The organism is Armatimonadota bacterium (assembly GCA_016789105.1).
Lineage (GTDB): Bacteria > Armatimonadota > Fimbriimonadia > Fimbriimonadales > Fimbriimonadaceae > UphvI-Ar2.
Window position 1 is genome coordinate 341,131 of record JAEURN010000008.1, and the last position, 13,380, is coordinate 354,510.

Here is a 13,380-nt window from a genome sequence, read left to right on the forward strand (position 1 = left end):
GCTTGCCGCCCCTGGGCAATTCGGTCCGATCACAGTCTTTGGAGGGCACAAAGTCCGGGAGTTGGCTGTCCAACCCCTGCGCCAAGTCGCGGCCCTGGCAAAGCTGGGTAACCTCAACCAAGCGGATTTTTGGCGTCAAACGGGGCGGGGCCGCAGCATGAGCATCACCGATATGGGAACTTTCGAATCCGACGACTTGCAGCGCAAGCTACAAGACCTCACCGCCGAACTCGAACGGCTCAGACAGGAGAATAATTCGCTCAAGTCTGGCGGTGGCCAAGAAGAGGGCCAGGCCTCAGATAGCGCCGTCCGCGCCACGCCGGTCGAATCCAGTGGAGAAGTCGCCAACATTCAAGAAGGCGACGTCACCCTGAGAAGGCTTGTGCAACGGATCGCCATGATCCTCCAGGCCGAGAAGATCGTCATCATGTTCTTCGAGTCCGAGGCCGGCGAACTCGTCGCTATCCCCCCGGCCTATGGCCTCGACGACGAAAAGCTCAGCCATTTCCGCGTGCGCGCCACCCAAGGGGTTTCTGGCGAAGTCTTCCGAGAAGGCATCCCGGCGGTCTTCCACAACGCCGCCACCGATGACCGCACCAGCAAAGACCTGGTCACCCTGCTCCACGTCACCAATGGGGTCACGGTGCCCTTGGTTATTGAAAAGCGAGACGAAGAAAACCGGATCACCGACCGCAAAACCATCGGGGTCCTCCACGCGTTCAACAAACGCCACGGCGAAGAATTCAATGACGAAGACGTGCGGCTCTTGGAGCGGATGGCCAAAAACGTCGGCTCGATCATCGCGAACCTGCAGCTTTACAAAGCCGTCATGCGGGAAAACGAAGAGCTCCTGCAGACCTTCGAATCCCTCACCAGCGGACTTGTGCTCGTTTCGCCAGAAGGCAAAATCAGCCAGATGAACGCCACTGCCCGCGCTATCTTCCGCATGGAGGGCGAGGTCATCGGACGCCACTATGAAGAAGTCACCGATTCCGATATCCTGCGCGCCTTCATGGCTTCGGGGTTGAACGGGGAAGAGCCCGCGGCCATCGACGTTGAAATCGACCTCAGCCATTCGATGCGCGACTACCAGGTTCAAGGTGCTCAAGTCCGCAACGAAGAAGGAAAGCAACTCGGATATGTGATGATCATCAACGACATCACCGAGCAGAAAAACCTCGACAAGATGAAGAGTTCGTTCGTGGCCATGGCCTCGCACGAACTGCGGACCCCGCTCACCGCCATCAAAGGATTTTCCAGCACCCTCCTGGACGGAGTTGACCACGAACTCTACAGCAAAGAAGACCAAAAGGAGTTCCTTGGGATCATCGTCGGCGAATGCGACCGGCTCCGCCGCCTCATCGACGACCTCCTCAACACCGCCCGGATCGAATCGGGAGAAAGCCTCAAACCCAACTACACCGAGTTCGAGTTTGTCCCGCTGCTTGAAAAAGTTGTCCGCGTGCAAAACCAGGCCTCCAACCGGCACGAGGTCAAGTTGCAAATCCATGGCGATGCGCCGGCCACCATCATCGGCGACGAAGACAAGTTCGACCAAATCCTTACCAACCTCCTTAACAACGCCATCAAATACTCCCCCGAAGGCGGCGACGTGGTCGTGCATGCTTGGACAGAGGGTGACCAGATCAAAGTCGGCGTCGAAGACCACGGGATCGGGATTCCCAAAGAGCACCTGGCCCGCGTTTTTGAACGGTTCCACCGGGTCAACAACGAAGACAACCGCAAGATCTACGGAACCGGGCTCGGGCTCTTCTTGGTCAAGCACCTTGTTGAACAAGTGCACATGGGGCAAATCTGGGTTGAATCGGAAATCGGCAAGGGCTCGACGTTCCTTTTCACCATGCCCAAACGCATCAACATCGAAGAGGCCAAGGAACTCAACAACTAGTGGCTGTCCGGGGGGTCGTCTTCGATTTTGACGGCCTCATCCTCGATACCGAAACCCCTGAGTTCGAAAGCTGGGCGTGCGTGTTTGCCTCTCACGGTGCCACCCTGGAGCCTAACGAGTGGGCCAATTGTGTCGGAGGGGGCGAAGTGCCCTGGAAAGTAGAAGACCACCTGGCTGAACTGGTTCCAGGGATCGACGTTCGGGCCGCAGAAGCCGAAGTGAGGCGTATCCGCGATGCTCGGCTACTCGAAATCTCACCTAGGCCAGGAGTTTTCGAGATCCTTTCCCTGCTAGACGACATGCAGATCCCCTTTGCCATCGCTTCCAGCTCCCGGCATTTGTGGGTCGACGGCCATCTGCAAAACCATGGTCTGCGAGACCGGTTCCCGATCATTTGGACCGCAGACCGGGTGGGGGCAAAAAAGCCAGATCCCAAGGTCTACTTGGCGGCGGTCGCCGAACTCGGGACAAATCCAGCCGAAACCTTGGCCTTTGAAGATTCGACCAACGGCCTCCTCGCCGCAAAGAGGGCCGGGATGGCGGCTGTGGCCATCCCCAACCCTGTCACAGCCTCGTTCGATCTCAGCCTGGCTGACCGCCGTTTGGAATCGCTCCTGCAGGCAGACCGCCGGTTTTTAGAACAGTTTGCCTAACCGGCCTTCTCAATCAAAATCGTGCCCCGGTCGGTTTTTGACCATTTGAGTTTTGCCGCATCGCAAATCACGTCAAGGGCATATTTGAGGCTCGTGTCGATCAAAAAGGCGTCCAGCTTGTAATCGGGCACCGATTCGCCGACTTCGATCTTGACCCCGGTCTGCCGGGAGAACTCTTCAAAGACTTTGCGGATCGGCGTCACGCTGTACCGGGTTGTGAGGTGCTTCTGAAGCGCTTCGTCGGAGACGCGTCCTTTGGCCGGAGTTTCTGGTTGGCCGGTGTTTTCCGGGCGGGTCGGTGTGGGGTTCGGCTTGGCTGAGGTCGGCTTGGCCTGAGGTTTGGGACGGTTCTTCCCAATGTAATAGACGCCTCCTTTCACCTCATATCCGATTTCGGCATTCTGGACGACGATATCTAATGCCTCTTGGAACGTGACCTCTTCCAGGTGGAGGTACAGCACCCAGCGGACCCCGGCATCCAGCACGAAATTGTGTCCGGATTGCCGGAACAGTTCGTAAAGGACGCTGCGGACATCATCCCCTTTGGCCGAGATCGACACTTGCGGGCCATCCACGGCAACCGGGTTTGGCTTTACCTCTTCCTGGGCGGTGGCCAGGCATGTCATGGAAGCCAGGATGAGGGCGATCGGTGCGGCTAGTTTCATCGTTTTCTCTCTGTTTGGTCGTTAATGCACAGGTTTTCCGTGTTCATCATAAACTTTGATTCCGGATTTGGACTTTGGTTGGGTTGCCGCCGGTTTGGGTTTGGGGGATGGTTTCCGGGTTGTGGCCGGTTTGCGCGAAGTCGAAGTCCTTTGTGTTGGGGCCGGGGATTTCTTCGTTGTCACCGGTTTGGCGTTTGCCCCATTGCCCGCGGGCTTTTGTGCCGGTTCTTGAGGCTTCTTTTGATTGTTGCCTCCGGCGACGATGATTCCGGAGTTCTGCAAAGTGGGTTCGCCCGGCACGCGGGGATCGGGCACGAGCTTTTCGGGGCCCTTCTGTTTCGGGATCTCAGTCGTGGAGTGGTTGGGTTCGCCTTCCGGCTGCTTGTGATCTTCGACGGCTTCGGCTTCCGACTCCTTGGTTGGGGCAGGGTGCTTGGTGGTGTCGGCCTTCGGTTCGGTGTCATGGCCGGATTCCTCGGTTCCACCCCCGGCCGGATGCTCGTCTTTGGGCTCGGTGTAGGTTGCAGCGGCGGTATTGGAGGCGCGGGGGCCAAGGAGCGAAGTCGGGTTGCGCAAAAGGGTGCTCATCGCGATCAGCACCACAGCCAACGCGATGCTGAGGAACAAAACCTTGGGGTTTTTGAGGGCGGCAATCCCGGGAGCCGGGGCGGCGATGGCGAACGAAGCGGACCCAGAATGCATAAACGCCTGGGCTGGGCCGGCCATCGCGAGACCGGCTGGCTGGGCGCCCAGTCGAGACATCCACCCGGCCACGCCTTTAGCTTCCATTGGTCCGTCGAGCACTTCCTCAATCGATTTGTGCTCGTTGTTCAAAATCGCTTGACAGCTGGGACATGCCCGCAAATGGCGCTCCAAATCATCAAGCAGCCCTTGGGGGAGGTTGTCCCCGTCCAAAAACCGCTTCATCAGAACGGTCGCGATCTGACACTCGATGTTTTTGACAGCCATTCTTGATCCCGTTTGTGAGCTTTGAACCTGCATCCGCAGGCTTGCCCAATTGGATCATCGGCAAGGATCCACGATCCTTTAGGCCTTCGCCAGCCTCAGGCTGCGCCGAGTTTCCACACCCGCAGCATCTTGTCCAAACCCCCTGCGGCCAAAAAGTGCCCATTCGGCGAAAAGGCCAGGCAGCTGATCGGTTGGTGGCTCGCCTCGATCTGCCCATGGCCGATGCCACGTTTGACGTCCCATAGCCCCACCGAGCCGTCACGGCTGGCGGTTGCCAAAAGCCAGGAGCGGGGGTGGAACGCCATGGCCTCGATCGGCCTGGAGTGGCCGTGGAACGTCTTGACCAAGCTCATGTCGCTGAGCTTGACGATCCGGATGCTGAGATCCACGGCGGCAACTGCCAGCCAGCGGCCGTCGGGACTGAACGAGATCGCCGTCACGGTGCTGATGATCCGGTTCACGGTGTGGATCTCCCTCCCCGAGCGCGGGTCCCACAACCGCACGGTGGCATCCGCGCTGCCGGTGGCCAAAACCCGGGAATCGGCCCGCCAAGCCAGCGCGGTCACCGACTCTTCATGGTTGAACACCGAAACTTCTGTAAAACCGTCCGCCGCCCTCGCAACATGGGCGCTCCGGTTGACCGTCCCATAAGCCAACAGTTTGCCGTCGGGCGAAGGGGCCACGCAGCAAACCCAGCTCTTTGGCGATTGCCGCCAGCTGGTCGCCTCGCCCCCCGGGCCCAAGGTCCAACAGCTCAGCAGCTGCTCGGTGCTTCCGGCGGCCACGACTCGGCCGTCGGCGGGAACGCCGATCGCGTTAACGACCCCCCCTTCGAACCGGTGGGTGTGTGCGCGGTGTTCCATTTTCGAGTCCCACCAAATCACCTCGTTGTCAAACGACGAGCTCACCATCCGTCCCCCTGGTTCAAAAGCGATCCCGTAAACCGGGGTGCGGTGGTGGCGCAAACGTCGGAAAATTTCTGCCCGGACGGCTGTCGGGCGGCCCTGGTCGCCTTGGCGGGTTTCCCGTTCGGTTGCCTGGAACCCAATGCTGGAATCGTATTGCGACCGCCGCAACGGGTCGCTGAGAACCTCGAAAGCCACGTTGATTTCGGCCATGCGCTCATGCGCATCCAAAGCCGTGTTGACATCCGGGTGGAACTCGCGGGCCAACTTGTGGTACGCCTCGCGCACCTGCTTGGCATTGGATCGGTGGGATATCCCGAGGACGTCGTAAAGGGTCGCCAAAAGGTTATGGGATTATGCTCGCAGACCTCGGCGGCATCAGGGAAAAGGCCCCGCCCATGCACCCTGGCTGGGAGGGTGCACAATGGACTTGGCGATGCCCATTCAACTGGTTGTGCCCGGAAGCCCGGCAAAGGGTGAATATCGAGGCCCCGGCTGGCCCGAATGGCTTCTGGGATTCGGTTGCACCATCTTGGCCGGAACCCAGTTGCGGAGCATCACCACGGTTCCCGACCCCCAAACCGCCCTGAGCTACTATTTTCAGGAGCCTTTTGTCCGCGCCTTCCACGCCAGCTCCTTGGGCATTGATTTTTTGGTTGTGCTGACGGTGGCCGCCTGGATCTTCCTGTGGCAGAAGTCTGAAGCCTGGGGCGCCCTGACTCTTGCCCTGTGCTTGGGCGGGGCTGCCCTCGGCTGGGCCGAATTGATCCGCGCGACGGTGCCCACCCCAGGCCGGGTTTACCTTTTGCAAGGCTTGCCCTTTAGCCCGGTGAACAACGGAGGGATTGCCGGAACAACATTGTTTGCCGGATACGCCACCACAAAAATCCCTCTTGGCACGCTCACCTTGCCCGCAAAAATCTTGCTGAGAATTGCCGCCTGCCTTGGCCTGTTCGTTGCCCAATGGATCGTTTTTGAACAGATTGCCGCCCTCACACCATGACCGAAGACACCGTCACCCGCATCCCCGACACCGATTCCAAGCCTGTCAAGGCTTTGTTCCTGGCATTCTTCTTGTTGACCCCGCTCCTCGGGCTGGTCTACTTTTGGACCGACGGCCACGCCAAGATTCAACGCGAAGCAAAGGCGTTCGTTGAACGGGAGGTCATCCCCGCAATGGTCAAGGGCGACAACCTGATCGACTATTCGGATCCCGGGCTCTGCGACAAAATCCGCGCCGGGGATTTCCAGTGGATTGCCACGGAGCTTGGCCCCTTGAAGTCCACGGAGCGCATCAGCGCCGACGAATCCCGGGCCGCCGAAGAAGACGACCGCGGGGTCATCTATGCCGAAGTGGACTTCACAGGAAAGTACGAGAAAGGGAACGCCCGCGTGAGCTTGGTCATCAAGAGGCAAAGCACCCCGGATGAACGCAATATGACACCCAAGGAAAGAGAACAGGAAGAGTGGGAGATTGTGGGGATGACGGTGACAAAGAGCGAATGAAAGTCTACATTTCGGCGGATATCGAAGGGGTGACGGGTGTCGTCAATTGGAAGCAATGTGGGGCCCCGGATGGGAGTTGCTTTGACTGGGCGTTTGCCCGACGGATGATGACCCACGACGTGAACGCGGCAATCCGCGGGGCCAAGGCCGGAGGCGCAACGCACATCGTCGTCAAAGATTCGCACAATGTCGGCCTCAACCTCCTCATCGATGAACTTGAGCCCGGGGTGGAGCTCATTTCTGGGTCACGGCCCGGCCCCGGCGGCATGATGGAAGGGATCGACCGGACATTCAACCGGGCATTTTTGGTCGGCTACCACGGAATGGCCGGCTCGACGGAAGGCGTTATGGAACACACGATCAGCGGCCGCGTCCACCGGTTGTGGATCGACGGGCGGGAGAGGGGCGAAATGGGCCTCTCAGTTTATGAAGCCGGCAGCCACGGCGTCCCGGTTGCCTTGGCCACATCCGATGATAAAGGTGTCGCGGAAGCAAAGTCCTTGGTTGCCAACATCGCAACGGCCACCACCAAGTTCGGAATGGGGCGTTACATGGCGCGGCTGCTCCACCCATCGGTGACCGGCCCGGCGATCGAATCGGCCGCCCGGGCGGCGATGGCGGCCTCCGTCGCGCCTGTGCAAACCAATCCGGGCCCCGTCGCCGAGCTGGAGTTTAACCGGAGCGAGGAAACCGACTCCGCTTCCCAACTCCCAGGTTGGACGCGGGTGGACGCCTACCGCATCCGGCAAGAATTTGCCAGCTGGCGGGACGCCCACATCGCCATCCGCAGGGCTATCAGTTTTGCCGGGTTGTGAGCTGGCCCAAAAACGGCAGCCCATAGAGAAAGGTGAACGCCACCACCAGGATGATGTAGTTGTACGTGGCGTGCCAAGCCGTGGAAAGCCGGGTTCCCCCTTTGGTGTAAACCCAACTGAACACTAGCCCGGGCAGGATCAGGGCCACACAAAACCCAAGAGGCACGCCGACCACCGCATGCACGAAGCCGAATTTCACGCTCTTCAGCATGGCCTGCGGCACTGACCGGATCCGGTGGCGGAAAACCTCCTCCTCTCGCTTGGCCAGCCGGGGGATGTTGAGGGCGAGCAGCGGGAAAAAGGCCAAGGCGAACCAAGGGATCTTGATGCCGGCCGTCATCAGGTTCCCCGCTTGTGGCTCGGGATGGGCGGGGCTCTGCAACAGAAGCAGCCAACTCCAGCGGGCCAACGGCCCGGCCAGCGAATAAAGGGTGATGCCAATGGCAAACGTGGCCGCCGCGAGAAAAAGGCAGGCGGCCACGGCCCCAACCCAACGCCACCGTTTTAGGGTGCGGAACGCCCAGAAATCAGTCCGCAATTCGCCCGAACGCAGATACTTGGCCATATCCACCGTGATATAGGCAGTGAAGAGCACAGTCACGATCTCGGTGAGCGACATGGCGATGAATGGATTATGGGTTCTGTGAGGTATTCGTGAGAGGCCGCCATTCTTTTGCCGCAATTGGGAAAATCCGCAAGAATTGCACTGGCAATTTTCGTGGCTTATCCGATATCACTGGAAGCAGGATCCGCCGATGATTCCCAAAAAACTTGGACTCACTTCACTCACCGCCTTGCTGGTCACGGCTGCCGCCTTTGCCCAGACGCCGCCACCTAGCCGGGAATTGGGCGTGTACCACTTACTGGATGACGGCCCATCGAACCATTCGGCCATGATCGGGACATTTTCGACCCCTTCGGCCCCCGGGCAACGGATCTTGATGCCTTATCCTGAATACCACGAAAGCTCGGCGACGCCCTGGGTTTCGCAGCAATACGCGACCCAATCCCAATACGGCATATATGGGCTGATCAACCTCCGGCAGGGTCGTTTTGTCAACGGGTCGTTCGAGCAAATCGGATTGCCCCAAACCACAAAGGCCGTCCGGGTCAATATCAAAATCAAAGCCGTTGTGGAATCCGACCTTCAGGGGTACCCAGCCTATGCGCAATGCGACATTTCGATGGCCCGCCCAAGCCAGCTGGGCAAAGTCTTGCAATCCTCAACATTCGCGGATTACGCCCAAAACCACCTTGCCATCTGCGAAACCGACCTCTGGGTCGACCCTTGGACTTACCAACGTGAAATCCGCCACGTCGAAGCGACGATCCCCGTGGATTACGACCGCAACGGCGACCCGGTGATTGCCTACCTGTTCAACTACGGCATCTACAATTTCATCGGCCAAACCGGCGGGGGCAGCGGTTTTGTTTCGACCAGCCTCCTGGATGCGCCATCACGGGGTTCGGTCGAGTTGGCGATCACACTCGTGGGCTGGTACGACTGATCAATCGCCGGGGTGAACCGGCACCCAGCTCAAAGCCCCCGACGGGCATTGATCCACCTGGGCTTTGATTTGCTCGGTAGTGGCTTGGTCAATTTTGATCCACGGTTTTTCGCGCGGTTGGAAGACTTGAGGCAGGCCCAAGGCGCATTTGGCCGAATGGATGCACACCTTGGGCCGCCAGATGACCGTGACCTCGCCATTGGAATAGCTGTGGGTTTCTTTGGGCATTTCTTGGATTTTAGGCCAAATCGGGGAAAGTCGTCGCAATTTAACTCCACCACCAATCCACCGACGGGTTAGCCAGGCCATCAATCTGAAGCCATGACCCGCGTGATCCAGTCCTTCATCATCTTGGTAAAGGCGGGATTGAATTTGCCGCGCTGGAAGTTCTTCATGCTCTCCTGCTCTGATGGGAAGTTGTGGAACAAGTGGTCGGAATTCGGCGCGATGGCAAATTCCCCCCAGCCCGGGTGAGCGCGGTTGACGATGTCAGCCATGAGCCGGTGATCGGCATCGTAGGTAACGAAATCGCTCTGACCCCTAACGGCAAGGACGCGGGCATTGCACTTGGCCCAGTAAGAAGCAAAGTTGATTTGGCCCAACTGACGCCAAAACGAGAGCGACTTGCCGTTGAACATCCCGCCAGGAAAGAACGAATCCACCAACGGGGCCAGATCGGGGTGGGATGCCTTAACCTCTTCGGGAGATTTGTCTTCCAGCATCACCAAGGCCATCATCCGCGCGCCTTGCCGCGTCACCTCATCGGCTGATTCATAGCTGTCGCCGCCCACCAGCCCTTGGTACCGGATTGTGTCCAAGAGGTACTCGAACCACGTCCGGGCCGCCGCCCCGTAGATGGCGAGCCCCTTGACAGGGATTTCGGCTGCAATCATCGGCCCGAACGATCCCCCCATGCTATGCCCAAAAATAAACACGTTCTCGGTATCCACATTAGGCAAAGACTTGAGCTGCAAGAGCGTTTGCCGATAGATATCGAGCTCGGTGATGTAATCCAGTTCGGCAAAGGGGCCCCCCTCGCTATCGCCCACGCCAGGCTTTTCAACCCGGATCGTGACAAAGTCCGAGTTCGCGAACTCAAACAGGATTGGACCGTCGAGAGTTTGGACATCCCCAGTCGCCTTTTCTAACACATAGTCGTAAGAAATCGGAGAGAAGCCTTGGATGAACATGAAGCCAGGGTGCTTGCCCGCACTTTTGGGCACCGTGATGATCGTCCTCATCTTTTGCCCGTGGCTCACAACATGGCTGTAGATGACCTGGAAATTACCATTGCCCGGGTCGCGGGGTTTTTCTAGCAGCTTGCCCCTGAGGTCTGATTGCTTGCCGTTGCGAACGATGCGAAAAGTGAGTTCCGAACCAGCCGGGATCTCCCGAATGACCCGCCCGATTGACTGGGCGGATACCGGATCGCCGTTCAACCGGAGGATGATGTCGCCCGCCTTGACGCCCATCTTGTCTGCCGTGAGGTCGGGGGCAGGCTGTTGGGACACCAGACCTTGGCCTTCGGACAGGCCGAAACCCGCCGCCTTTTCCGGAGGCATGGGAGTGAACGACAAACCGAGCGCCCCGCGGCGCGGCAACCCGTCTTGCTGGAGTTCTTGGCCAACCACGGCGGCTGGCGGCGTCTCTACAGAAGGTGCATTCTGATGGACAATCGAAATTTGGGTGAGGGCAAGGAGCGGGAGGAAAGTCATTTGCGTCTCTTATTACAAATTGTAATACACTCGATCAAAGGGCCTTGGTTCCGTCCAATCGGTTTTTTCGCTTGAAGATGCTAATTTAGACCTCGGACATGTCTTGTCGACCGCTTTCCAATTTGGAACTGACCTTTTTGGGCCTCGCTTGGCTGCGGGGCCCCTGCACGGTCTACTCCGTCATGAAGGAACTGTCTCTTTCGGCTTCTTCGTTCCACAAGGGCCGGGCGGGGGCTGCCTATTCGGTTTCAAAGCGGCTGATCGGGTTCGGATATTTGGAAAAGGTGCAGGAAGATCACATTTCTGTGACGCCTGAAGGCGTCGCGCAATTGAAGCGTTGGATCACGGCTGCCGTTCCCATGGGGGACATCGCCCACTCGGCCGATCTGCTCCGGTTGAGGTTTTTCTTCCTGGGAGTTGTCGAGCCGGGAGAGCGCCTCGACTTCATCGACCGGTCGATCGCCGGACTCCAACAATTTTTGGAGACTTGTTATGCGCTGTTGCCGCAAAACGAGGAAATTGGGGACTACTTTGGGGTGTTGGCCACCCTCTCGACCATTTACGAGACCAAAGCCCGGATCGAGTGGCTCAAGACTGTCCGCCGATGGGTGGAAAGCCCGCCGGAATCTGGCAAATCGTGGACGGAAGCCGTGCAAAAAGACATCTGACAACCAACCTGGCGGCTCAAGGGCCCCAGCATTGACGTGGCCGTCGTCTTCCAGTAGCCACGGCGATGCCGACCGCACATGCACCTGGCGGGATTCTTGAAAGCCCGGTCGTTGGCACCGACGCCTAGTCGCCAGGGGTCGCCGTTTCTTTCTTTTTGGGCAACACATCGTCGCCGAGGATGAACCGAGCGACCGAGTTCTGGTTGATCTTGTATTTGCGCGGGCGGGGCGAAAGGGCGCGGCAATCGACCTTTTCGTTGAAATCGAATGTCGGGCCGCTGGGAGTCCACGACGCCTTGGTGGTAACCAACCATTTGTTGTCGTCCCGCTCCGGCGTGTCGAGCTTGAAGTGCGCGCCGCGAGATTCGTCCCGCAACAGGGCCCCGCCAACAATCGCCTCGCTCATTTCGATCATATGCTTGAGCGTGCGAGTGAAGGGAACGGCCTGATTGGACCAGTTGCCCGCATCGAGCAAATTGCATTGGTCGGCCCGTTGCTTGAGTTCGGCAAGCTTGGATTTTGCCCCTTCCAATTCGCTTTGCAGCCGCCAGATGCCGCAATAGTTCCACATAGTTTCGGCCAGTTCGGCCGAAAGCTGATAGGGGTTTTCAGTACCCTTGGCAGCCTTGAGCCCTTCATATTCGGCCTGCCGGAATCGCTTGGCCTCTTCGGCCAGCGAGCTGGGCAGGTCGTCATGCGAGACATCCAGGTTACGGAGGTAAGCAAGCACGCCGAGGGCGGTGAGTTCGCCACCGGTGAGGCAGGTGAGCAAGGCGTTGGCCCCAAGCCGGTTGGCCCCGTGGTATTGGTATTCGCATTCCCCGGCGGCATAAAGCCCGGGGATGCTGGTCATTTGGTTGCGGGCAGAATCCACATCCAATGCCGTTTCGTTGCCCGTGGTTTCATAGTCCACCCACAATCCGCCCATGGTGTAATGCACGGCGGGATAGATGCGCATTGGGGTGTCAATGGGATCCTCGCGCATGAACTTTTCGTAGATTTCCAAGACGCCGCCCAACTTGTCTTGGATCAGTTCTCGCGACATCCCTTTTTTGTGGTGCAAGTGGGTGATGTCCAAAAACACCTGTTGGCGACCTTTGTAACCCATGCCCTTGCGACAGACGCAATAGATGATGAAACTCACCAGGTCGCGGCTGAGCAAGTTCCCGTAGACCGGATCCAGCTCCTCGCAGAAATACCATCTGTCGGCTTCTGGGATGTCGAACGGTTTGCGGCTATCGTCCACATTGCGCGGCACCCACAAGCGCCCACCTTCTCCGCGAACCGATTCGCTCATCAACCGGCATTTGTCTTCGCCGGGAACGGCGGTCGGGTGGATTTGAACCATCTCTGGGTTCCCATAAACCGCGCCCTGCTGGTAGCAGATGCTCACCGGCGAGCCCGTGTTGATGATGGAATTGGTGGAGCGGCCAAAAATCACCCCGTTGCCCCCGGTGGCCATCACCGTGGCATCGGCAGTGAATGCCTCGATGGCCATGTTCCTGAGGTTTTGCGCCACAACCCCCCGGCAAACACCTTTTTCGTCTTTGATGAGGCCGACAAACTCCCAGCCCTCGTATTTTTCGACTTGCCCGCTGGCTTCATAGCGGCGGACCTGTTCATCCAACGCATAAAGCAACTGCTGTCCAGTCGTCGCCCCGGCATAGGCGGTGCGGTGTTTCAACGTCCCCCCAAATCGCCGGAAGCTCAGCAACCCTTCGTTTGTGCGGTTGAACGGCACCCCCATGCGGTCCAGCAGGTAGATGATCGCCGGAGCCCGTTCGGCCATCCGCATCACCGGCGGCTGGTGGTTCAAGAAGTCGCCACCGGTGATGGTGTCTTCAAAGTGGAGATAGGGGCTGTCGCCCTCGCCGCGCAAGTTCACGGCCCCGTTGATCCCCCCTTGGGCACACACGCTGTGGCTGCGTTTGACCGGGACAACCGAGAACAGCTTGACTTTGTGCCCCGCCTCCGCGAGCTTCATGGTCGTCATGAGGCCGGCAAGGCCCCCTCCAACTACGATGACGGTCCGTTCTGCAGCCATTGACTTCTATCCGGTAAGGGGGG

General features: G+C 58.8%; 14 protein-coding genes. 7 read left to right on the forward strand and 7 right to left on the reverse strand.

The window, feature by feature from the left end; genetic code table 11:
• The first annotated feature begins 61 nt into the window (after nucleotides 1-61).
• Together JNM28_10155 and JNM28_10160 are read left to right on the forward strand one after the other, a co-directional pair.
• Entirely contained in the window at nucleotides 62-1,909 is a 1,848-nt protein-coding gene (locus tag JNM28_10155; protein ID MBL8068802.1) for a GAF domain-containing protein, read from the forward strand.
• Nucleotides 1,909-2,562, forward strand: coding sequence for an HAD-IA family hydrolase (locus tag JNM28_10160; protein MBL8068803.1), 654 nt, complete (start codon nucleotides 1,909-1,911; stop codon nucleotides 2,560-2,562). The genes JNM28_10155 and JNM28_10160 overlap by 1 nt, the downstream gene beginning before the upstream one ends.
• Here the strand turns inward: JNM28_10160 and JNM28_10165 are convergent.
• The 3 genes from JNM28_10165 to JNM28_10175 form a co-directional block, all read right to left on the reverse strand.
• Nucleotides 2,559-3,227 (reverse strand): hypothetical protein, encoded by a 669-nt coding sequence (locus tag JNM28_10165; GenBank protein MBL8068804.1) that lies wholly within the window; start codon nucleotides 3,225-3,227, stop codon nucleotides 2,559-2,561. The two genes, JNM28_10160 and JNM28_10165, sit on opposite strands and share 4 nt — an antisense overlap.
• 21 nt (nucleotides 3,228-3,248) lie before the next feature.
• Nucleotides 3,249-4,196 (reverse strand): zf-HC2 domain-containing protein, encoded by a 948-nt coding sequence (locus JNM28_10170; GenBank protein MBL8068805.1) that lies wholly within the window; start codon nucleotides 4,194-4,196, stop codon nucleotides 3,249-3,251.
• 95 nt (nucleotides 4,197-4,291) lie between these two features.
• The gene (locus JNM28_10175; protein ID MBL8068806.1) at nucleotides 4,292-5,443 is read right to left on the reverse strand and encodes a DnaJ domain-containing protein; all 1,152 of its coding nucleotides are present in this window, start codon (nucleotides 5,441-5,443) and stop codon (nucleotides 4,292-4,294) included.
• Nucleotides 5,444-5,537: 94 nt separating this feature from the next.
• Between JNM28_10175 and JNM28_10180 the strand changes: the two genes are divergently transcribed.
• From JNM28_10180 to JNM28_10190, 3 genes are read left to right on the forward strand one after another with little or no spacing between them, the layout of a single operon-like run.
• On the forward strand, nucleotides 5,538-6,104 hold the full coding sequence (locus JNM28_10180; protein ID MBL8068807.1) for a hypothetical protein: 567 nt from the start codon (nucleotides 5,538-5,540) through the stop codon (nucleotides 6,102-6,104).
• Nucleotides 6,101-6,607, forward strand: a complete 507-nt coding sequence (locus tag JNM28_10185; protein ID MBL8068808.1) for a hypothetical protein — start codon at nucleotides 6,101-6,103, stop codon at nucleotides 6,605-6,607. The genes JNM28_10180 and JNM28_10185 overlap by 4 nt, the downstream gene beginning before the upstream one ends.
• Entirely contained in the window at nucleotides 6,604-7,422 is an 819-nt protein-coding gene (locus tag JNM28_10190) for a M55 family metallopeptidase (GenBank protein ID MBL8068809.1), read from the forward strand. The genes JNM28_10185 and JNM28_10190 overlap by 4 nt, the downstream gene beginning before the upstream one ends.
• On the opposite strand, the gene JNM28_10195 is transcribed toward JNM28_10190, so the two are convergent.
• Entirely contained in the window at nucleotides 7,403-8,041 is a 639-nt protein-coding gene (locus JNM28_10195; GenBank protein ID MBL8068810.1) for a hypothetical protein, read from the reverse strand. The genes JNM28_10190 and JNM28_10195 overlap by 20 nt on opposite strands.
• A gap of 136 nt (nucleotides 8,042-8,177) precedes the next feature.
• Here JNM28_10195 and JNM28_10200 point away from each other — a divergent pair, with 136 nt between their 5' ends.
• Entirely contained in the window at nucleotides 8,178-8,930 is a 753-nt protein-coding gene (locus JNM28_10200) for a hypothetical protein (GenBank protein MBL8068811.1), read from the forward strand.
• On the opposite strand, the gene JNM28_10205 is transcribed toward JNM28_10200, so the two are convergent.
• Together JNM28_10205 and JNM28_10210 are read right to left on the reverse strand one after the other, a co-directional pair.
• Nucleotides 8,931-9,158, reverse strand: coding sequence for a (4Fe-4S)-binding protein (locus tag JNM28_10205; protein ID MBL8068812.1), 228 nt, complete (start codon nucleotides 9,156-9,158; stop codon nucleotides 8,931-8,933).
• Between the two features lie 80 nt (nucleotides 9,159-9,238).
• The gene (locus JNM28_10210; protein ID MBL8068813.1) at nucleotides 9,239-10,645 is read right to left on the reverse strand and encodes a PDZ domain-containing protein; all 1,407 of its coding nucleotides are present in this window, start codon (nucleotides 10,643-10,645) and stop codon (nucleotides 9,239-9,241) included.
• 98 nt (nucleotides 10,646-10,743) lie between these two features.
• Here JNM28_10210 and JNM28_10215 point away from each other — a divergent pair, with 98 nt between their 5' ends.
• A complete protein-coding gene (locus JNM28_10215) occupies nucleotides 10,744-11,313 on the forward strand; it encodes a hypothetical protein (protein ID MBL8068814.1) in 570 nt (189 codons plus the stop codon).
• Between the two features lie 124 nt (nucleotides 11,314-11,437).
• Here the strand turns inward: JNM28_10215 and sdhA are convergent, their stop codons facing one another.
• Nucleotides 11,438-13,357, reverse strand: coding sequence for a succinate dehydrogenase flavoprotein subunit (gene sdhA, locus JNM28_10220; protein ID MBL8068815.1), 1,920 nt, complete (start codon nucleotides 13,355-13,357; stop codon nucleotides 11,438-11,440).
• Between the last annotated feature and the right edge of the window lie 23 nt (nucleotides 13,358-13,380).